Origin of the sequence: Sporosarcina gallistercoris (assembly GCF_014836415.1) — a bacterium.
GTDB lineage: Bacteria > Bacillota > Bacilli > Bacillales_A > Planococcaceae > Sporosarcina > Sporosarcina gallistercoris.
Genome location: NZ_JACSQY010000003.1, coordinates 223407 through 244556 on the forward strand (window position 1 = coordinate 223407; position 21150 = coordinate 244556).

General features: G+C 43.0%; 16 protein-coding genes and 1 pseudogene. 12 read left to right on the plus strand and 5 right to left on the minus strand.

Annotation, left to right across the window (positions count from 1 at the left end; all coding sequences use genetic code 11):
• Window positions 1–8: 8 nt before the first annotated feature.
• The 3 genes from H9659_RS06425 to H9659_RS06435 all read left to right on the plus strand — a co-directional run bounded on the left by H9659_RS06425 (window position 9) and on the right by H9659_RS06435 (window position 2229).
• Window positions 9–491, plus strand: coding sequence for a dUTP diphosphatase (locus H9659_RS06425; protein ID WP_318240702.1), 483 nt, complete (start codon window positions 9–11; stop codon window positions 489–491).
• Window positions 492–611: 120 nt separating this feature from the next.
• Window positions 612–1124, plus strand: a complete 513-nt coding sequence (locus tag H9659_RS06430; protein WP_191689102.1) for a helix-turn-helix domain-containing protein — start codon at window positions 612–614, stop codon at window positions 1122–1124.
• A gap of 127 nt (window positions 1125–1251) precedes the next feature.
• The gene (locus tag H9659_RS06435) at window positions 1252–2229 is read left to right on the plus strand and encodes a zinc-binding dehydrogenase (protein ID WP_318240698.1); all 978 of its coding nucleotides are present in this window, start codon (window positions 1252–1254) and stop codon (window positions 2227–2229) included.
• Window positions 2230–2322: 93 nt separating this feature from the next.
• Here the strand turns inward: H9659_RS06435 and H9659_RS06440 are convergent, their stop codons facing one another.
• Window positions 2323–4020, minus strand: a complete 1698-nt coding sequence (locus H9659_RS06440) for a M3 family oligoendopeptidase (protein WP_191689104.1) — start codon at window positions 4018–4020, stop codon at window positions 2323–2325.
• Window positions 4021–4223: 203 nt separating this feature from the next.
• On the opposite strand from H9659_RS06440, the gene H9659_RS06445 reads away from it, so the two are divergent.
• Both H9659_RS06445 and H9659_RS06450 read left to right on the plus strand, forming a co-directional pair.
• Window positions 4224–4532, plus strand: a complete 309-nt coding sequence (locus H9659_RS06445; protein ID WP_191689105.1) for a DUF6509 family protein — start codon at window positions 4224–4226, stop codon at window positions 4530–4532.
• 138 nt (window positions 4533–4670) lie between these two features.
• On the plus strand, window positions 4671–5654 hold the full coding sequence (locus H9659_RS06450) for an NAD(P)/FAD-dependent oxidoreductase (protein ID WP_191689106.1): 984 nt from the start codon (window positions 4671–4673) through the stop codon (window positions 5652–5654).
• Window positions 5655–5698: 44 nt separating this feature from the next.
• Here the strand turns inward: H9659_RS06450 and H9659_RS06455 are convergent, their stop codons facing one another.
• Both H9659_RS06455 and trhO read right to left on the minus strand, forming a co-directional pair.
• Window positions 5699–6523 carry a DUF368 domain-containing protein gene (locus H9659_RS06455; protein WP_191689107.1) on the minus strand — a complete coding sequence of 275 codons (825 nt, stop codon included), beginning with the start codon at window positions 6521–6523 and terminating at the stop codon, window positions 5699–5701.
• A gap of 141 nt (window positions 6524–6664) precedes the next feature.
• A complete protein-coding gene (gene trhO, locus H9659_RS06460; RefSeq protein ID WP_191689108.1) occupies window positions 6665–7639 on the minus strand; it encodes an oxygen-dependent tRNA uridine(34) hydroxylase TrhO in 975 nt (324 codons plus the stop codon).
• A gap of 301 nt (window positions 7640–7940) precedes the next feature.
• Between trhO and H9659_RS06465 the strand changes: the two genes are divergently transcribed.
• Together H9659_RS06465 and H9659_RS15390 are read left to right on the plus strand one after the other, a co-directional pair.
• A complete protein-coding gene (locus H9659_RS06465; protein ID WP_191689109.1) occupies window positions 7941–9464 on the plus strand; it encodes a polysaccharide deacetylase family protein in 1524 nt (507 codons plus the stop codon).
• A gap of 329 nt (window positions 9465–9793) precedes the next feature.
• Window positions 9794–10009 (plus strand): annotated as a pseudogene (locus H9659_RS15390) (IS5/IS1182 family transposase); the annotation flags it as partial.
• Window positions 10010–10610: 601 nt separating this feature from the next.
• Here the strand turns inward: H9659_RS15390 and H9659_RS06475 are convergent.
• On the minus strand, window positions 10611–12089 hold the full coding sequence (locus H9659_RS06475) for a catalase (RefSeq protein ID WP_191689111.1): 1479 nt from the start codon (window positions 12087–12089) through the stop codon (window positions 10611–10613).
• 316 nt (window positions 12090–12405) lie between these two features.
• Here H9659_RS06475 and H9659_RS06480 point away from each other — a divergent pair, with 316 nt between their 5' ends.
• From H9659_RS06480 to H9659_RS06500, 5 genes are all read left to right on the plus strand, one after another.
• On the plus strand, window positions 12406–13809 hold the full coding sequence (locus tag H9659_RS06480) for a cytochrome ubiquinol oxidase subunit I (protein WP_191689112.1): 1404 nt from the start codon (window positions 12406–12408) through the stop codon (window positions 13807–13809).
• On the plus strand, window positions 13796–14812 hold the full coding sequence (cydB, locus tag H9659_RS06485; RefSeq protein WP_191689113.1) for a cytochrome d ubiquinol oxidase subunit II: 1017 nt from the start codon (window positions 13796–13798) through the stop codon (window positions 14810–14812). Before H9659_RS06480 ends, cydB begins: the two co-directional genes overlap by 14 nt.
• Window positions 14812–16536 (plus strand): thiol reductant ABC exporter subunit CydD, encoded by a 1725-nt coding sequence (cydD, locus tag H9659_RS06490; RefSeq protein WP_191689114.1) that lies wholly within the window; start codon window positions 14812–14814, stop codon window positions 16534–16536. The genes cydB and cydD overlap by 1 nt, the downstream gene beginning before the upstream one ends.
• The gene (gene cydC, locus H9659_RS06495; protein WP_191689115.1) at window positions 16533–18263 is read left to right on the plus strand and encodes a thiol reductant ABC exporter subunit CydC; all 1731 of its coding nucleotides are present in this window, start codon (window positions 16533–16535) and stop codon (window positions 18261–18263) included. Before cydD ends, cydC begins: the two co-directional genes overlap by 4 nt.
• A gap of 193 nt (window positions 18264–18456) precedes the next feature.
• Window positions 18457–20622 (plus strand): bifunctional diguanylate cyclase/phosphodiesterase, encoded by a 2166-nt coding sequence (locus H9659_RS06500; protein ID WP_191689116.1) that lies wholly within the window; start codon window positions 18457–18459, stop codon window positions 20620–20622.
• A 36-nt stretch (window positions 20623–20658) separates the two neighbouring features.
• Here the strand turns inward: H9659_RS06500 and H9659_RS06505 are convergent, their stop codons facing one another.
• Window positions 20659–21144, minus strand: coding sequence for a DedA family protein (locus H9659_RS06505; protein WP_191689117.1), 486 nt, complete (start codon window positions 21142–21144; stop codon window positions 20659–20661).
• Window positions 21145–21150: the final 6 nt, after the last annotated feature.

A 21150-nucleotide genomic window follows, 5' to 3' on the forward strand; every position in this document is an offset into this window, starting at 1 on the left:
CATTGGATATGCACAAATTATTTCACATGCAGCAAAAGCTCGATTCATACATACAGTCACAACACGATGTTACAGGAAGAAATCTTTTTGAAGACAAAGTCCTCGCATTGCTTGTCGAACTTTCCGAGTTGGCTAACGAAACGAGATGTTTTAAGTTTTGGAGCTTAAAAGGCTCATCGGAACGATCTATCGTACTTGAAGAATATGTGGATTCCATTCATTTTCTTTTATCGCTCGGTATCGTAAAAAATTTCACAGATTTCAATGAGTGGCGATTTGACACTTCAACCGATTCTCTAACAACTACATTCCTTAAGACGAATCAGGCGGTCCTGGAATTCGGTCAGAACCCAGAAATGGCTTCTTATACGGGTCTTTGGAATCAGTACGGAACGCTCGCTGAAAAGCTTGGATTTTCCTTGCAAGAAATATATGATGCGTACATTGAAAAAAATGAGAAAAATTATGAAAGACAAAAGACAGGATATTGAAATAGATGTTTCGCTAAAGAAAGCCTAATATGGAATCATTTTTTATTAATAAATAAAACATTGACAAATACCTAGAAATGAAAAATAATAGGATTACTAGATGTTAGAGGAGGATTTTTTGTGAACGACTGGAGTAAAGAAGGATTCGGTATTAGGTTGAAGGAACTAAGAGAACAAAGAGGTCTTTCCATGATGGCTTTCGGTGCTGCTATCGGGACATCAGCTAGTCGTATCAAAGACTGGGAAAAAGGAAAGAACGCGCCATCAGCAGCATGGGTTGCTAAAATCTCTGAACGTTTTAATATATCAACGGATGAGCTTATTCTAGGTGACTCAAAAAAGTCTCCTGCTTTTAAACAAGCGAACACTGCAAGTGCAGAGTCACTATATGAACGTTTGCGTGAAACTATCACAGTTGATGGGTTTTCAGATGAACAGGACGAAGAAGCAGACCGTCTTTATGCAGAATTGGACGCAAGTAACAAAACTCGGTACCGTAGTGGTAAAGGGCGCCGTCTTGCTGAACGCGAATTGCTGAATTTACTAACGGGGCTGCCTAAAAAAGATGTACTTGAATTACTTGAACTCGCAAAATTGAAGTGCCGCCTTCAGAAAACATCGGAAACGAAATAATGGGATTGGAACACAATGGATTTTACGGTCTATTGTGTTTTTTATTTCAGCTTTCTGCTGAGATGGGATATGATGGAGTGAGTAACCGGAAAATTCTAATAATCCGATTGTAGAAAGGAAGATGACGGTGAAAGCAATTATTCATGGAGATGAAGGACTAAGATTAGGAGAAATGCCGACTCCTGCTGCAAAAAAGGGGGAAGTGGTAGTAGCTCTCAAGACAGCTGGACTGAATCGAAGAGACTTGTACATACCCGCTAGAAGAGAAAACAAAGGACATGATCTAATACTCGGCTCAGATGGCGCAGGGGTGGTGGAAGCCGTGGGCCAAGATGTGACGAGATGGTCCGTTGGAGACGAAGTGATGATCAATCCGTCTCTTAATTGGTTTGAAAAGAGCGACGGATCACCAGAAGGTTTTCGACTGCTAGGAATGCCTGATGACGGAACTTTTGCTGAAAAAATTGTGATTTCAGAGGAACAATTGGAGTTTCGCCCTGCCTATTTATCTTGGGAAGAATCTGCAAGTATCGGATTAGCAGGATTAACAGGTTTCCGTGCGCTTATAACGCGTGGCAAGATGAAGAAAGGGGACACTGTTTTCGTTCCAGGAGCAGGCAGTGGTGTCGTCACGCTCATTATCCAATTTGCAAAAGCAGCAGGTGCTCGTGTCATTGTCACCTCTAGAAGTGAAGAAAAGAGAGAGCAGGCACTTAAACTCGGTGCAGATCGAGCAATCAATACGCATGCTGATTGGAACGAAGAGTTGAAGGATGAAACCATCGACCTCGTCATTGAGAGTGTAGGAAAAGCTACATTCAACCGTTCTCTGCAAAGCTTAAAAAATGGCGGAAGACTTGTCGTATTCGGCGCGACAACCGAAGACGTGATCGACTTGGATTTACGTGAACTCTTTAATAGGCAGCAAGAAATTGTCGGCTCGATGATGGGGAGTCGTGACGAGTTGAGAGAAATGCTTGTATTTGCTGAAAAGCATCACATTCGACCAGTCATCGATCGCATTCTGCCGTTAGATGACGCTCTCGAAGGATTCAAGATGCTTGAAGACAGTTCGCAGTTCGGAAAAATAGTTTTTACTGTATAAAGAAACAGCTCGCTATCATCCATTGGAGATAGCGAGCTGTTTCTTTATTATGAGGAATGTTATTGAGCAAAGCAAAAATGTTCCCCAATATTCTTATAGCGCTCGATCATCCACCGAATCCAGCCATTCTTCGATAGTCCCGACAACCGATTCAACGCATCCATTTTCAAAAGGTGAGATCAGATTCGCTTCTTTGACCAATTCCGTGAATGATTTGGAACCACCAAGTTTACATAGACGGACATAATCGTTCCAAGCGGATTCGTGATCTTCACGATCTTTTTTCCAGAATTGGAACGCGCATATTTGCGCTAACGTGTAATCGATATAGTAAAACGGTATTTCGTAAATATGAGCTTGGCGCTGCCAAATGCCGCCTTTTTCTAAATATTCGTTTCCATCGTAATCTCGTTTCGGTAAGTAAATCCCCTCAATACGCTTCCAGGCCGCATGACGTTCAGCTGGAGTCATCGTAGGATTCTTGTACACCTCATGTTGGAACTCATCAACTGCTACACCGTAAGGCAAAAATAGAAGACCGCTGCTTAAATGAGAGAATTTGTATTTATCGGTTTGCTCATTGAAGAACAATTCCATCCAGGGCCATGTGAAGAATTCCATACTCATCGAGTGGATTTCTGCTCCTTCGCTTGTTGGCCAAACGTATTCAGGAATTCCGATGTTGCGACTTGAGTAGACTTGGAACGCATGCCCTGCTTCATGAGTCAGTACGTCGATATCTCCGGAAGTCCCATTAAAGTTTGAAAAGATAAACGGCGAGTCATAGTTATCGATGAACGTACAATATCCCCCCGCTTCTTTTCCCTTTTTCGCAACGAGATCCAGTAAATTCTTTTCAGTCATATACGTAAAGAACTCATCCGTCTCAGGAGACAATTCTTTATACATCTCTTTGCCTTGTTCAATGATCCATTCCGGGGATCCTTGGGGCACTGCATTCCCTGTCAGGAAATCGAGTGATTGATCGTAGAATTTGAGACTATCGACACCAATCCTAGCTGCTTGGCGATCATACAACTTGTTGGCGACAGGAACGATGTAATCCCGCACCTGGTCGCGGAAATTTTTCACCATTTCGGCATCATATCCGACACGGGACATCCTCACATATCCTAATTCGGTAAATGTAGGGAATCCTAGTTTTTTTGCGATTTCATCCCGAAGTTTGACGAGACGATCATAGATATCATCAAACTTGTCAGCATTTTTTTCGTAAAATGAATACTGAGCATTCATCGCCTCTTTACGCACCGAGCGATCCGTCGATTCCATATAAGGGCCTAGTTGAGCGAGTGTCAGTTCTTTGCCGTCAAATTCAATTTGTGCAGAAGCCACAAGTTTTGCGTATTCGGAAGTCAGCTTATTTTCCTGCTGAAGGAGGGGCATCACTTCCGGTGAAAATGCGCGAATGGCATGTTCCGCAAGTGCAAATAATTGTGAGCCCCATCTTTCTTCTAGCTCAGCCCGGAATTCGGAAGCGATCAGTGCCTTGTAGAATTCCGTAGAAAGTCCTTGGAATTCAGGACTGACTTCATCAAAATAATCTCTCTCCTGTTGGTAGTATTCATCATTCGTATCGATGGAAGACCGGATGTAAGCAAGGTTCGATTGAGTCGAATAGTCATTTCCGATGGCATTGATCTTTTCAATCACTGCGTTTTGACATTCGAACGAATCGGAGTTGTGGAACTCCTTTAAAAGTTCGGTGAATTCTTTTTTAATGTCTTCCATATCGGGCCGCGCGTACTGATATTCGTCAAATGTAATCATGATTTTCCTCCACTCTAGTGATAATATGCATCCCTTCCTATTGTTCCTGAAAGTCACGGAGAATGCAAAAAGTAACCTTTAAGCAGGATGATTTCAGAGGGAAAAGGGTAAATGTATCCCCTAACACGTTTCTCATGGTATGATGAGAGCATGTCCGCATGAACGAATCTTAAATTGATACAAGAAGGGAATACAAAATACTTATGAATATTATACAGCATACAGTTTCAGAGTTGAAAGATCCGACAGGCATCCTTACGGGGGAGCGATATGAATTCCATCTATTTTTAGAGTTTGAAGAAGACGACGAATTGTTGGAAGAAGATACAGCAGGAATCAGAACGATCTATGTCGTTGACGGGGAAGACGATAAGATCATGGCGAGTTACTTCTTTAAAAAGGGCACGGAGCAAGCGTTGGATTTCGAGTTGGAGGAAGAAGAACTCGATGAAGTGCTTGCATTTTGCAGAGAGCATGCAGAAAAAGTAGAAGAAACGTCAAAAAACAACTAAAAAAGTTGTAAATGCGTTCAAATAACGTGAAATTCTTCTTGAAATAGTGGATAATAAACGTAGAGCCGAATGGTTGGGCGTTGAAATAACAGAACGTCCGGATATTCCGCAAAATTTTTCAGTAATGGAGTGTTTACTATGGATCGAGAAATCGTCGATATTACGATCATTGGCGGAGGGCCAACAGGGCTATTTGCCTCTTTCTATGCAGGTATGCGTGAAATGTCAGTGAAAATCATCGATAGCCTACCTCAACTGGGAGGGCAGCTAATCGAGCTGTATCCCGATAAATATATCTATGACGTCGGAGGATTCCCGAAAATCCTTGCGAAAGATCTCGTTGCCAACTTGGTGACGCAAGCACATCATTCCAATCCTGAAATTCTTCTAGGTGAAGCGGCACTTTCTGCGACTCGTAATGGAGACCATTTTGTTTTGAAAACAGACAAAGGGGAGCATTTGACAAGAACGATTTTATTAACCGCAGGAATCGGTGCATTCCAGCCGCGTAAAATCGGAATTGAAGAAGAAATCCATTTCGAAAATACGAGCCTGCACTATGGCATCAAAGATTTAGCGATGTTCAAAGGACAGCAAGTTCTTGTATGTGGTGGCGGCGACTCAGCAGTTGACTGGGCATTAATGCTTGAAGATATTGCGGATAGCGTTACACTTGTACACCGTCGTGAGCGCTTCACAGCACACGAAACAAGTGTCAACCAGTTGATGGAATCGAAAGTGAACGTCATGACTTCCCGCTCAGTTAAATCGTTGCGTGGAGAAGACGGGAAGGTCCATGAAGTTCAAATCATTCACAAAGATGGTACTGAAGAGATTTTGCCGATGGACCATGTCATTGTTAACTATGGAAATATTTCATCATTAGGACCTATTAAAGAGTGGGGTCTTGAGATGGATAAGAATTCAATCGTGGTTAATACGCGCATGGAGACGAATATTGATGGAATTTATGCAGCAGGTGATGTCTCTAGTTACGATGGCAAAGTTAAATTGATTGCTGTTGGTCTTGGGGAAGCCCCGATTGCAGTGAATAATGCGAAAGCTTACATCGATCCAAAAGCTCGCGTACAGCCCTTACACAGCACAAGCGTCTTTTCATAAGTGAACACACAAAAGCCCAGAAGATTTTTCTTCTGGGCTTTTGTTTACTTTGGTTGAGAATCTGCCTCATGTGGGCTAAATAGGTTTGAAACGAGAAGTCCCATTATTAGCGAGACTGCGCTCATTACAAATGGAGTACCGCTTTCAGGGATCCCTGGATAGATGACAAATACAGATCCAATAATCAATCCAATAATGATCGAGTATGTCAACGTTGCATGTTGCTTGAGTAGGAATTGGATGATTTTACTGCTGATTACGAATCCTAACATAACCCCTAGCCCAATTACAATGATGATTGGAATGTTGAAATCCGATATTGCTGCGATTGCAGTCGAATACATACCAAGCAGTAAAAGTACAAAGGAGCCGCTAATTCCCGGCAATAACATCGCTGTGCTCGCAGCCCACCCAGAAAGGAATAAAATCAATATAGTAGTGGGTGACAAAGTTGTAATGATTGTGGATTCAGACGGTTTTATAAATGCAGTCATCGCCAGCAAAACACCAACAATCAAAAGAACAAGATAATGCCATACCTTAAATGTTGTTTTGATTTTTGCTTGTTTCGCCATAAAAGGAAGGACTCCGATTATTAATCCGATGAAAAAGTATTGTGTAGGTGCAAAGTAATTTGCTAACAAGAATTTGATGACCCGGCTGAATAATACGATCGTCGTTCCCATACCAATCGCAAGCGGCAGTAGAAAGCCGATGTGCTTACGCCACTGTTTACTGAAAACACCATTGATAGAAGTGAGTAAGCGATCGTAAATTCCAAGCAAAAATGCAATGGTTCCTCCGCTGACTCCAGGTATTAAATCACTGATACCCATTAAAAAGCCTCTATAAATATTTCTCCATTCCATTTTGTGTATCCTCCAATTTAGTGCTTGAATCTATGACGTGTGTTAGTTAGAAAATGTTCCAACTAACTTCTAATAATAGGGAGATTCAGGCATAGAAAAACGCATAGTCGGATGGTGCCGTCTATGCGCCATTTTCATTCGTTATGAAACGTGTGTTTCAGCACGGTGAGCCTCAATCGCTGCTAACCGTTCGTTAAATTCTTCTTTTGTTAAGTCATGCTCCACAAAATAGCGGTTACGTGGATGTGTCCGGCATTCGTCTGAACAGCTGCGCATATACATATGCTCGTTTTCTTCAGAACAAAGGATTTTTGCGTTACATTCAGGATTTGCGCAGTTTACATAACGCTCGCATGGTGTTCCATCAAAGTGATCCCGACCAACAATCACGTGTTCAACTTGGTTGACAGGTACTGCGATCCGCTCATCGAATACATAACATTGTCCGTCCCATAGTTGGCCTTTTGCTACTGGATCTTTACCGTAGGTGACGATACCGCCATGTAACTGTCCTACGTCCTCGAAACCTTCGCGCTTCAGCCAGCCTGTGAATTTTTCACATCGGATGCCGCCTGTGCAATAAGCAAGAACTTTCTTACCTTCAAGCTGTTCCTTGTTTTCCCGAACCCAATCAGGTAAATCACGGAAGTTTTCAATATCCGGCCGAATTGCTCCGCGGAAATGACCTATATCATACTCATAGTCATTCCGGGCATCAATGACGACTGTGTTCTCATCTTGCATTTGTTCCAGGAATTCTTCAGGAGCAAGATAGGTTCCTGTTGTTTCTAAAGGATTCACATCCTCTTCCAAACTTAGGTTGACGATTTCTTTACGAGGGCGCACGTGCATTTTTTTAAATGCATGGCCTTCCGATTCATCTATTTTAAACCATAGGTCCTCAAATCGAGGATCATTTTTCATATGGGCCATATAAGCATCCGTCTGTGCGATGGTACCTGAGCATGTTCCGTTAATGCCTTCTTCACCGACTAAGATCCGGCCTTTCAAGCCCGTTTCTTTACAAAATTGCAGATGCTCAGCTGCAAATGTTTCGGGATCTTCAATATGAACGTACTTGTAAAACAACAATACTCGATAATTTTCTTTTTCCATGGTTCTAACCACCTTCTGTTTTTTCACTTTGCAATAGGGTAAAACAGTCGGCCCGGTAATATTACAGTTTTTTACACATAAAAGAAACCCGCATGTGCAAGATCCGGGACAATGACAGTATATCACAAAACATCAATCTAAAAAAGTGAACAAAATTCGACTAGAAACAATTGTATTCTATCAACTTTTGTACTAGAATTTAGAATAGATATAGAAACTAGAATTTACCATGGAAACGAAATACCGTTGAAATTGAGGACTTGAATTACTTGAAAGTATGCGATGAAGGGGTTTTACAGTTATGAAGAAAATGTTCGGAAACAGAAGATTTAAATTAATCGATGTGTTACTGACAACAATTATTGTATTTTTAGCGATGACAGCCATTTTGCTGATTTTTACAAAAGGAAGCTCTGATCATCAATTGAAATCGGCCCAAAGTCCATCATCCGACAAAGATGCTGTAGTTGTGGATAAATCAGACTCCAAATATGAAGGCATTAAAATCATTACTGAAACCTCAAATGATCCATTAGGAAAATATGCAGTCCAATATCCTCAAAGTAAAAATGAAGATTTCAATAATCATGTCATCACATATATCAAACAAGCAAAGAAAAACTATTTACAAGAAATCAGCAATGTGAAAATTGAAAACAATAAGAGAAAAAGTGAATTGAACATATCTTATGAAACGCACGTCGATAAGAAAGGGAACTATTCCTTCGTGTTGATGAATAATAAGTCTCTGCAAGGCAGTAAACGTCTATCAGAGATTGAGTCTTTCCATTTGAATTCGAAATCGGGCGAGCAGCTTGATATTCAAGCGGTGTTTAAGGAAGATCCAACTACGTTAAAAAAGATAACGGATCGAGTGAGAGAGAAAATACAACAGACAGACAAATTGAATGATGGATTGATAGCTGACAAAATGCAGATCCGTACGGAACCGGAATGGAAGAATTTTGAGAACTTTGCAATCTCTGAGAAATCCATGATATTCTACTTTGAAAGCGGATCTTTGAAAGGTGAGAAGGCAGGTCCGCAAATTGCAACGATTCCAATCGGAGACATGAATGATTTGTTGAAACCGGAATTCCAGGTGGCAGCAGCACCTCCAGCTGGAGGGGATAAAGTCGACAAACCTGATGCTCCGAAGAAAGAGGAGTCGGCAGGTTCAAAGGATACTGAACACGGAGCCGAAAACGAAAGCAGCAAAGAGGAGCCAGAAGCTGGAGGAGAGACTGCTCCACATGAAGCTGAGGAAACTCATGAGAAAAAAATCGCACTTACATTCGACGACGGACCCGACCCTAAATCTACAATTCAAATTCTGGACACGTTGAAAAAGTACGATGCGAAAGCAACATTTTTCATGTTAGGAAGTCGGGTGGAATATTATCCGGATGCGGCTAAAGCTGTGAAAGCAGCAGGGCATGAAATCGGGAATCATTCTTGGAATCACCCCGATTTAAGTAAAATGCCGTTAGCGAAGGCGTTGGAAGAAATTAATCGAACCACTGGAATCATTCAAAAAGTGACTGGCGAAAAGCCGACTGTTTTCCGACCGCCATATGGCGCATATACGGACCAGTTGAGTAAGCAGACGATTCCCCCAATCATTTTATGGAATGTGGATACGTTGGACTGGAAATACCGGGATTCCACTAAACTTCTTGAAGAAGTGAAAAAGTCGACCAAAGAAGGAAGCACCATTTTAATGCACGATATTCATCAGTCGACAGCAGATGGATTGGATAATGTCATGGCTTATTTACAAAGTCAGGGATACAAGTTCGTCACTGTTTCAGAATTACACAGATGAAAAAAGAACGTACAGAGGATTCAAATCCCTGTACGTTCTTTCTGACTGTAGACAAATTCCAGAAGTCATGGGGCTTGCCTACAGTCTTTTTTCAATGGAATTAACAATGAAAAGTTGATTTTCGCTGCGAGCGGACGCTTTCCGAGGGGCTTGCTCTCAGCCGCTTCCCTCGCGTTGCTCAGTCCAGGGTCTTCGAAAACACGTGCTCCTAACGCTTCGCTTTTACTCGCAAAAGCTGTTCTTCGTCACAGCTTTCGCTGATCCCTCCGGAGTCGCCGCTCTTCGCTACAATCAACAGGATCTCCCAACTATCAAATGAGATGATGAAAATGATGACGAAGAATCAAGTTAATGAACGGGAACAGATGGAAATGCTTGCAATCGAAAAGGTAGTTTTGCAAGACCATAAAGTTCGTAAAATAGATGCAGCAATTGGTTTTTACTTCATTTATCCGTTGGTTGAAAGACTATATTCGATATACGGGAAACCTAGCATAGATGCTATTGTACTCAATAAATTCAATACACTAAGTGCATTTGGGGTTGTCCATCGCGTACTATGCTTCTCCTTAGCATCGGCGAAGACGCGTTCAACCGTCTCTTTCCATTTTCATAGACTTCTTTGATTTCATATCGGTTTCTCAAGTCTTCAGTTACATCTAGTTAGTCTTGCTAGATGGGCAAAGAGCCCGACAACTTCATTCTTTGCTTGAGAGATCTGAATGTCACCTGGGAAATTCAGTTGATAGAAGTGCAGGACGGCGACTCCTGGGGATCAGCGAAAGCCGTAACGAAGAACGGCTTTTGCGAGTAAAAGCAAAGCGTTAGGAGCATGTGTTTTCAAAAAAACTGGACTGAGCAAAGCGAGGAGGATTAATGATGCCTTAATTTTAGCGAAGTTCACTAAAATACGGCAAATCGAACTCTTCGTCGTTCGATTGGCTGAGGGCAAGCCCCCGGAAAGCGCCCGTCCAGAACGGAGATCAACGGCCTGTTAGCTTTCGTTTTCAGAGTCAACGATTCAAAAAAGACAAAAGGGAGGAATCAAATTGATTCCCAACCCTTTTGTCTACAATTTGAAAGAACGTACAGAGGATTCAAATCCCTGTACGTTCTTTTTTTGATCAATCGACTTCACGTAATCACTTAGTCGACGAGCACATCGTCCATTAAGATGTCGAGTGCTTTTGCCACACCTTCCCCATAAGCAGGGTCCGCGTAATAACAGTGTTTAATGTGTCTGAGTTTAATTTCTTTCGGGGCATCGCCCATATTATCCGCTGTATTCCGGAATAAGAGTTGTTTCTGTTCATCATCCATAAGATTGAACAGCTTTCCTGGCTGTGTGAAGTAATCATCATCATCTTCGCGGAAGTTCCAGTGATCCGCAGCACCATGCAATTTCAATGGTGGTTCTCTGAAATCAGGTTGTTCTTGCCATTCACCGACACTATTCGGCTCGTATGAAGTTCTGCTGCCATGATTGCCGTCTACACGCATTTGTCCGTCACGATGGAAACTGTGGAACGGGCATTTTGGTGCATTGACTGGGATCTGGTGGTGATTGACACCTAAACGATACCGTTGTGCATCTCCGTAAGAGAATAGACGTGCTTGCAGCATCTTGTCTGGCGAAAAACTGATTCCGGGAACAACCGCTGCAGGAGTGAAAGCCGCTTGTTCTACTTCTGCAAAGTAGTTTTCTGGATTTCGATTCAGTTCGAATTCACCGACTTCAATAAGAGGGAAGTCGCCTTTATACCAAACTTTTGTTAAGTCAAATGGGTTGTAAGGCATATTTGCTGCTTCTTCTTCCGTCATCACTTGAACGTACATTTTCCATTTCGGGAAATCTCCATTGTCGATGCTGAGTAGCAAATCGCGCTGATGGCTTTCGCGATCTGTAGCGATTGTTTTGCTTGCCTCTTCATCGGTAAGGTTTTCAATACCTTGCTGTGAACGGAAATGGAACTTCACATAATAACGCTCGTTGTCAGGGCTGATGAAGCTATACGTATGACTACCGAAGCCGTGCATATGACGATAAGTACGTGGGATGCCACGTTCACTCATCAAAATCGTGATTTGGTGAAGTGCTTCCGGAAGCGAAGTCCAGAAATCCCAGTTGTTTGTTGCACTTCTTAAGTTCGTGCGCGGATCACGCTTGACCGCATGATTCAAATCCGGAAATTGTAGTGGATCTCTGAAGAAGAAGACCGGTGTGTTATTACCGACCATATCCCAGTTCCCTTCTTCAGTATAGAATTTCAACGAGAATCCTCGGATGTCACGTTCCGCATCAGCTGCGCCACGTTCACCAGCAACCGTTGAAAATCTAGCAAACATCTCAGTCTTCTTCCCGACTTCCGAGAAAATTTTCGCTTTCGTATACTTCGTGATGTCATTTGTCACAGTGAACGTACCATATGCACCTGATCCTTTTGCGTGCATGCGCCGTTCAGGAATAACTTCCCGGTCAAAATGAGCAAGCTTTTCAATGAGCCAGACGTCTTGAAGAAGTAATGGACCTCTTGGACCTGCTGACATTGAATTTTGATTATCAACTACAGGGGCACCGGCAGCTGTGGTTAACTTTTTACGGGATTCATTCTCATTGTTATTCATGTGTATTCCTCCTATGTAAGGGTTTGTGAAGCTGTCAATTAACTATAGCAGAGGGATTATTAGATAGCTAGCATTTTGTTTAGAATCATTATTGTTAAGGATAAGTTATTATTAACAGATAGTAGTAGTTACAACAATTCTATTTCCGAGAGACAAAATCTATGAAAAGCGGACCTTGTGACAACATTTCAACATTAGACCCCGAAAACCCCCTGAAGTTTTGAGGTTTGTAACAGATCATACGCTAATTGCTCACAAAGTATTTTAGTGTTTAATTTATAATGGAGACAGATTGAGATTGAGGGGAGAGGTAGAGATGGAAGAGGTTTTACTTTCACGAATCCAGTTCGCATCGACAACATTGTTTCACTTTATATTTGTCCCGTTGTCTATCGGATTGGCGTTGATCATAGCAATCATGCAAACGCTCTACGTTGTGAAAAAACAAGAGATATATATGAAAATGACAAAGTTTTGGAGTGTGTTCTTCCTTATTAACTTCGCAATTGGAGTCGTAACAGGGATTTTCCAAGAGTTCCAATTCGGGATGAACTGGTCAACCTATTCCAGATTCGTTGGGGACATCTTTGGTGCTCCATTAGCTGTAGAAGCATTGCTCGCATTTTTCCTGGAGTCTACGTTTATCGGAATCTGGATTTTCGGCGCGCAAAAACTATCTAAAAAAATGCACTTAGCTTCCATATGGCTCGTTTCTATTGGAACAATCCTATCAGCTTTTTGGATTTTGGCAGCGAACTCGTTCATGCAAAATCCTGTTGGATATGTTCTTCAAAATGGCCGCGCAGAGATGAACGACATTGTTGCACTTTTAACAAACGAAAAATTGTGGGTAGCATTCCCGCATACCATTTTCGGCAGTATTGCCACAGGAGCATTTTTCGTTGTTGGAGTAAGTGCATTCTATCTTATTAAGAAGCGTCAAGTTGATTTCTTTAAGAAGTCAATCGGAATCGGTTTACTCGTTGGACTTGTTGGCGGGTTAGGTCTTGCGTTCACGGGTCACTCCCAAGCCCAGTATCTGATGCATGCTCAACCAATGAAAATGGCCGCTGCAGAAGGACTTTGGGAAGATAGTGGAGATCCGGCAGCTTGGACACTTATCGGGAATATCGATACAGAAAACCGCATTACAACGGGGCGTATCGAAATTCCTTACTTACTAAGCTATCTCACATATAATGAGTTTTCAGGTAAAGTATTAGGGATGGAAAGTCTAGAAAAGCAAATGATTGAGAAGTATGGAGAGGGAGATTACATTCCTCCAGTGAAAACAACTTTCTGGAGTTTCCGGATCATGGCAGGAACAGGCGGAGCGCTCGTAGTGGCGAGTATGCTGGGGTTGTTGCTATTGTTCCGCAAAAAGATCGCGGCGACTACTTGGTATTTAAAAGTGATGATTCCGGTCATATTCCTACCGTTCATCGGGAACTCATTCGGTTGGATCATGTCCGAAATCGGTCGTCAACCATGGGTCGTTAACGGTCTCATGAAAACTGCGGATGGAGTTTCGCCTAACGTTTCAGCAGGTCAGATTCTGTTCTCGCTGATTTCGTTCTCGACTATTTACGCAATCCTTGGAATTATCATGGTGGTATTATTTGTGAAGGTCATTCAACGCGGACCTGAAGAGCGTAAGCAAAAAGACGTATCCGTTACAGATCCGTTTAATGTAGGAGGCGTGTCTAATGGCTCTAAGTGAATTATGGTTTGTGCTGATCGCTGTTTTGTTCATAGGGTTTATATTTCTTGAAGGATTTGACTTCGGCGTCGGAATGAGTTTGAAATTCCTAGCCAAAAATGAAACGGATAAGAAAATGCTTATCCATACGATCGGACCTGTTTGGGATGCGAACGAAGTATGGCTGATCACTGCAGGTGGAGCCATGTTTGCAGCATTTCCTCATTGGTATGCCACAGTATTCAGTGGATATTACTTGCCGTTTGTCGTATTGCTGATGGCGCTAATAGCCCGCGGAGTAGCGTTCGAATTCAGAGAGAAAATCGAATCGGACAAATGGGTGAAAACTTGGGATTGGGCAATTTTTGCGGGAAGTATTCTGCCGCCTTTCCTATTAGGTGTCCTATTCTCCAGTATGCTGAAAGGTATGCCGGTGGATGCGGATATGAACATCTACGCAGGATTCACTGATTTCGTTAATGTGTACACAGTTGTAGGTGGAGTTGCATTTGTGCTTCTCTCTTATTTACACGGATTACTATTCGTTACATTGAAAACAGAAGGTTCCCTTCGTACACGTGCAAAAGAAGCTGCACTTACGATCTATTGGGCAACTGGAGTCGTGATGATTGCGTTTGTGGCGTTAACAGCTGTATACACAGCAGCGTTTGAGGACAGAGGGCCAATCCTGATTCCACTGTTCGCAGTCGTCTTCGTATTATATGCGTTCCTTCATCGTTTAATTGCGAAAGGACGCGAGGCATTCAGTTTCACAATTACAGGGATTACTCTCATTGCGGTGATGGCTTCTTTCTTCATCGGACTGTTCCCGAACGTAATGATCAGCTCATTGGATTCTGCATACAACATGACCATCCGGGCAGCAGCATCTGGTGATTATTCGTTGAAACTAATGACATTCGTTGCGCTAACAATGGTGCCCATTGTGATTGCGTATACAATTTGGAGTTACTATGTGTTCCGTAAACGGATTACGGAAGATGTGGAGCATCTGGAACATTGATGGACCGACATCTTCTTCGGTATAACGGCAGCAGGAAAACCTTTGCGCTTGTAGGGATTTTGACAGTCGTTCAATCGGCTTTCATCATCCTGCAAGCCCTCTCCTTGTCTTCAGCCATTACCCGGATGTTTCACGGGCTAGAATGGAAGGGAACCGTTATATCGCTTGTTGTGTTTTTTGTTGCTCATGCGATCCGTCATTCCCTCCAATGGGGGAAAGAACGGATTGCGCTCAAGTTTGCAGATGAAATTGCGCGTTCTTACCAAGACCGATTGGCTGCGGCACTCCTAAGAGATGGGACTGGAATGATTGCAATACAAGGCTCTGGTTCGCTGTTGACCCTTACCTTGGAAGGTGTTCCCAAATTCCGTAAATACGTGGAACTGTTCATCCCTAGATCGTTGTCGATGGGAATTATCCCAGTCGTTATTCTTCTTTATATTGTCACGTCCGATTTAATGTCTGGCGTGACTCTTTTCCTTGTCATGCCGATTTTGATTGTATTCCTTATATTAATCGGAATTGTATCGAAGAAAAAGATCGACGACCAAATGGGGACATACCGCCAGCTTTCCAGACATTTTGCGGACTCCATTCAAGGGATTGAAACACTGAAGTTTTTAGGGCGGAGTAAATCTCATGAAAAGGCAATTGAAGAAGTGAGTGACAAATATCGGATAGCGACGAATCGCTCGTTAAGTTATGCCTTTTTGTCATCGTTCTCGCTGGATTTCTTTTCAAGCCTTTCTGTGGCGTTAGTTGCCGTTGAACTTGGTTTACGGTTAATCAATGGAGGGATTGGACTTGAAGCAGCTCTAGTCATCCTCATATTAGCTCCGGAATACTTTTTACCAGTCCGTGATTTAGGTGCTGATTTCCATGCGACGATGGATGGAAAAGACGCTGCGGATGAAATCCGTTCATTACTTGCTGAATTTGAAGCATCCAATCAACAAGATGCTGTCATCGTTCCAACTGTTACAAAAGCAAGCAACTTTTCAGCAATCGCCATTGGAAAACTTGGAGATCATGATATCGAGATTATAAAAGATGTACAATTTTCCGTAACTGGTGCACAAAAAATCGGGATTATCGGTGCTTCAGGATCTGGTAAGTCTACTCTCATTGACCTGTTGGCAGGATTCACTTCCCCGACAAGTGGTGAATTTAAGATTGAAGAACAGTCTGTAGAATCGCTTGCGACGGATTCTTGGCGCAAGCAAGTGACGTACATTCCACAGCATCCAACGATTTTCTCTGACACACTCGCAAACAACATTCGTTTTTATCATCCGGAAGCGAGCGACGACACGGTTTTGAAAGCTGCACAAGCTGCGGGACTCGAGCAACTGGTCAGTGAACTGGCGAATGGCTATGATGAGATGATCGGCCAAGGCGGTCGACCACTTTCCGGCGGGGAAGAACAACGTGTTGCGATTGCCCGTGCGTTGCTGGAAGATACGTCAGTCTTGTTGTTGGATGAACCGACAGCCCATTTGGATATCGAGACCGAACATGAAATCAAACAATTGCTTCTGCCGATTTTGGAAGACCGTCTCGTATTCTTTGCGACACATCGACTGCATTGGATGAAAGAAATGGATTGGATTCTAGTCATGGAAGATGGCCAAATCGTTGAACAAGGAACTCACAAAGAATTATCTGAACGAGACGGTGTCTACAGCAAATTAGCTCGTGCACAGCGGGAAGGGATGGTGCTATGAACTACGTCAAAAGCTTCGTTACTCCATATATGAGTAAATATTGGAAGTTAATGTCGGTTACGGTTCTATTAGGCGTGTGTGCTTCCTTGTCTGCTGCACTTCTGATTTTTGCATCGGGGTACCTGATCTCCGCTGCTTCTGAACGTCCTGAAACGATTTTGCTTGTCTACGTTCCGATTGTATTGGTACGTGCATTTGGCCTGTCACGTGCAGCTTTCAGTTATGCAGAAAGGATGACAGGTCACAATGCCGTGTTGAAAGTGTTGTCTGAAATGCGTGTGCGCTTATACCGAGCGTTGGAGCCGCAAGCGTTGTTCATCCGTTCACGATTTAAACGGGGAGACTTGCTTGGGACATTGGCTGATGATATTGAGCATTTACAGGATGTGTACATTCGTACGCTATTCCCTACGATAAGTGGATTGTTCATATTTGTATTTGCCACCGTATCCGTCTCAGTGTTCGATTGGAAGTTCGGTCTGTTCATAGGACTCTGTTTGAGTGTGATCGCTTTCGCCTATCCGATGTTGTCATTAGTGATGATGAAAAAACATCAGCAGAGATCGAAACAGCAACATACGAAGCTGTATCATACACTTGGTGACGCCGTCTATGGAATTCGAGATTGGCTCATTAGCAGCAGGACTTTGGATTTCCTTAGTAAATTCAGGGAAGAGCGCAATGCTAGTTATGAAACAGACAAAGAGCTTGCAAAACGGGACCAGAATAGGACATTCCAACTGCATTTGATTTCAGGGGTCATTACCGTCATTGTAGGAGTTTGGGCGGGAATGCAAGCGATTGATGGCACTATATTGCCAACCTATATTGCCGCTTTTACGCTCGTGACGCTTCCAATCATTGAGTCTCTGATTCCCATTTCACATGCTGTAGAACGTATTCCTGCATATCAAGAAGCGTTTACGCGTATTCAACACACGGAAGATACAGCCCGGTCGGTTTTCAAATCATCTGAAACAGTGGACGATGTGCCGGCTGCTGCAGATATCCAAGTACAGGGTGTGTCTTATGGATATGAGTCAGAAAAAAGGCAAGCCCTGAAACAAGCGACCCTTGAGATTAGACAAGGGGAAAAGGTGGCGATTCTCGGTAAAAGCGGTGCAGGCAAATCGACGTTTGTTCAGCTTTTATTAGGTGCCTTGCAACCTGACGAAGGGACGATCCGGATTGCAGGTAGATCCCCTGAGCAATACGGCGAAAATATTCATCAAATCGTTAGTGTATTAAACCAAAAACCTTATTTATTTGGTACAACAATTGAAAACAATATCCGTCTTGGGAATCCTTCTGCAACAATGGAGGAAGTTGAGCAAGCAATCCGTCAGGTCGGACTAGAAGACTATCTCGGTAAACTTCCTGATGGTCTTCAAACCCAAACGGAGGAAGCCGGTCGCCGATTCTCGGGAGGCGAGCGTCAACGTATTGCGTTAGCTCGTATTTTGTTGAATCATACGCCTATTGTCATCGTCGATGAACCTGCAGTCGGACTGGATCCTGAAACAGAGCGCGATCTCATTCAGACGATGATGGAGAGTCTGGAAGGGAAAACAGTCATTTGGATCACGCATCACTTAATGGGGATGGAACTGATGGATCATATCGTGTTTTTGGAAGCTGGAGAAATATCGGATGCGGGAACGCACGAAGAACTTCTTGAAAATTCCACACGCTACCGGCGTCTCGTGGAATTGGACCGCGGGATCTGAATAGGGTTCCTATATACCAGCAGGAATTAATAGAAAAGACTACGGCAAATGTCTGATGTAACTACATTTGCCGTAGTCTTTTTCTCGTTTCTTATAAATTACTTAGTTTTACTTGAATAATGACGATATAAAGAGGAGGTTAAAAACGGCCATAATGGATATGGGTAATTTCCACAATGGCAGGAAGGAGACCATGATGTCGACATCAAAAAAACCGCTAGCGCTGTTCATATTATCAATGGTATTTGTTGTGACTGTGCTTTTTCTTGCAACTGAATATAAGAGTGGGAGAAGTGAAACCGCTCAATTCGTATACAAAGAGACAGGTGAATTGTTGGAGAGTGTTGCTGACGAAGCGAATCGATTCGGGAACGAACGGGTAGGGGAACTTGAGCTCATTGCGAAATACATAGCTGTCATTGCGGATGATAAAGAGGAACTGCAATCATTTTTAAAGGAACAGAATAGGAAAATGCCATTTTTAGCAGGTCTGGGGTTCATCTCTCCGGATGGAGTAGTCATGGCTGCAGATGGATCGCGATTTTCCGTGAAGGAGCGTGAATCATTTGAACGGGCAATGACTGGACACATTACGACGAGCGAATTATTTAATTTTGAACAGGATCCGGATCTTCAAGTAACCGCTATTTCAGTCCCGGTAAGTAAAAACGGGAAAGTTATCGGCGTGCTTTCGGGTGTTACGAGTTTGTCGGACATTATCCATCGTCTCGTAAGCGAGACCTCCTTACTAGGAACGGTTTACCTGATCAAAAACGACCAAGTTATCTATACATCTGGTGAGATGATTTCTGGTATTGACACGATTCATGAGAGTGAGCGAATTTTGAAAGGGATTGCAGATTCGCCATCGGGTGTGATTTTGGAAGATGAGAAAACAGCACATTACCTATTTTACAAGACAGCTTGGAATGATTGGGTAACCGCGGTCGATTCTGCGGGACATCCCGATATGGAAAAGATGTTAGCGAAGCGATGGCATTATACATTTGTAGCGAGTTCGGTTTTACTGATGGTAATCGTGGGTTATCTGTATATTTTAAAATTGGAAAGAAAACAACATCATGCGTCACGTCAAGATGACCTCACCCAACTGGGCAACTTGGTGGGATTGGAAGAAGACATCGATAACTTATATCAGACAAAACAGAAACCATGCACCATCATTCTTATGAATCTGCGGGGATTCAAAACTATTAACAATTGGGCAGGGTATGAGAGTGGAGACCACATCTTAGTCGAGGTGGGGAAAAGGCTTTCAAGCAAACTTCCTGAAAGGTATCCGCCTTACCGAATCGGAGGTGGAGAGTTTGCTGTTTTGCTCCCTGGCGACAGAACGAGGAAACAAGCCGAAGAAATAACGGCTGAATTGTGTGATCTTATTCAAAGACCATTTGAAAGTGTGAACCATGAGACCGTCCGTATGAAAGTTTACGCAGGTATTCGACAAGTAGATGCCAACTCGATAGAAAACGCTTCACAAATCATTCATGATGTAGTATTCGCTTGTCAAGAAGCACGTCGGTTAACCGAAGCGCCCTATGCTTTTTTTACGGAAGAGTTGAAACGCCTTGATAGTGAGAGGAAATTATTCGTAAAAGAACTTTCTGCCGCATTGGATCGACAAGAATTCAAACTCGTCTATCAGCCGATTTATAGTTTCCGCGAAGATAGAATCGTATGTTTTGAGTCGCTGCTTCGCTGGGATTCGTCTGAATTCGGAATGGTGAGTCCATTAGAGTTCATTTCCCTGCTGGAAGAGTCGGGGATGATTTTAGAAGTAGGGGATTGGATCATCCAGGAGGCGGCAATGCAGATTAGCAAATGGCGCCGTGAAGGGTATCCTGAACTTTATATTACTGTGAATGTTTCCGTAAAGCAGCTTCTGGATGAAACCTTCATTTCCCGGGTGCAACATATAGTATCAGAAACGAATGCTTCACCGGATAGTCTAGTATTTGAAATCACCGAATCGGTAGTTGTGGAAGACCGCGAGACAGCACTTCTAACCGTTACAAAACTGAACGATCTTGGCATCAGTACCGCCCTGGACGATTTCGGCACAGGCTATTCCTCATTAGCTATATTAAGCCTGCTTCCGTTTCAGTACTTAAAAGTGGATCGATCGTTTCTGGATGACTTGTACAGTCGGGAGTCACAAGCAGCATCAGTCTTGAAAGGAATCGTTTCAATCGCTTCGGGGCTTGGCCAAGTAACGATCATGGAAGGTGTGGAAACTAAAGCGCAGATGGAATTGTTAAAAGAACTTGGAGCTGATCGCATCCAAGGCTACTATATCAGCAAACCAGTTCCGCCGAACCAAGCATTCGAACTTCTCTGACCAAATTAAAAAAACACTCCACCATCAACGGAGTGTTTAAAATGGCCATCCGAACAAATAGCCGAGTGTAATGCATATAATACCTGAAATGGTTGTTCCGAGTGAAGAAAACAGCATATAGCGCTTTACGGCCATGCCGCTCATGCCAGAGAAGCAGCAGACGAAATGCCGCATTCCAGGAACGAAAAAGCCTAATGTCACAGTCCAGGAACCGTAGCGGCCAAACCAGCGTTCCACTTTCAATACCCGTTTTTCGGACAGCCCGACCCATTTACCAAAACGCTCAACGATAGGACGTCCGACTTTTTTTCCGATAGTATACGTTACCAGCGTACCGATGAACACACCCAGAATAGCAATGCTCATAGCTCCAACAAAGTTGAGAAGCCCCGCAGAAGACAAGTACCCGATAAAGACAATGACGAATTCATCAGGCATGGGCAGACCGAATATCCCGAGAGCCAGAAATAGAAACACAGCTAAATAGCCATAATGGGTAACGAAGTCTTGAAAAATGCTCACTTACAT

Excerpts from the sequence above, each read along its gene's own strand:
- H9659_RS06425 (WP_318240702.1), top strand. The coding sequence starts at position 9 with ATGCACAAATTATTTCACATGCAGCAAAAGCTCGATTCATACATACAG.
- H9659_RS06440 (WP_191689104.1), bottom strand. The coding sequence starts at position 4,020 with ATGATTACATTTGACGAATATCAGTACGCGCGGCCCGATATGGAAGAC.
- H9659_RS06445 (WP_191689105.1), top strand. The coding sequence starts at position 4,224 with ATGAATATTATACAGCATACAGTTTCAGAGTTGAAAGATCCGACAGGC.
- H9659_RS06450 (WP_191689106.1), top strand. The coding sequence starts at position 4,671 with ATGGATCGAGAAATCGTCGATATTACGATCATTGGCGGAGGGCCAACA.
- H9659_RS06455 (WP_191689107.1), bottom strand. The coding sequence starts at position 6,523 with ATGGAATGGAGAAATATTTATAGAGGCTTTTTAATGGGTATCAGTGAT.
- trhO (WP_191689108.1), bottom strand. The coding sequence starts at position 7,639 with ATGGAAAAAGAAAATTATCGAGTATTGTTGTTTTACAAGTACGTTCAT.
- H9659_RS06465 (WP_191689109.1), top strand. The coding sequence starts at position 7,941 with ATGAAGAAAATGTTCGGAAACAGAAGATTTAAATTAATCGATGTGTTA.
- H9659_RS06475 (WP_191689111.1), bottom strand. The coding sequence starts at position 12,089 with ATGAATAACAATGAGAATGAATCCCGTAAAAAGTTAACCACAGCTGCC.
- H9659_RS06480 (WP_191689112.1), top strand. The coding sequence starts at position 12,406 with ATGGAAGAGGTTTTACTTTCACGAATCCAGTTCGCATCGACAACATTG.
- cydB (WP_191689113.1), top strand. The coding sequence starts at position 13,796 with ATGGCTCTAAGTGAATTATGGTTTGTGCTGATCGCTGTTTTGTTCATA.
- cydD (WP_191689114.1), top strand. The coding sequence starts at position 14,812 with ATGGACCGACATCTTCTTCGGTATAACGGCAGCAGGAAAACCTTTGCG.
- cydC (WP_191689115.1), top strand. The coding sequence starts at position 16,533 with ATGAACTACGTCAAAAGCTTCGTTACTCCATATATGAGTAAATATTGG.
- H9659_RS06500 (WP_191689116.1), top strand. The coding sequence starts at position 18,457 with ATGATGTCGACATCAAAAAAACCGCTAGCGCTGTTCATATTATCAATG.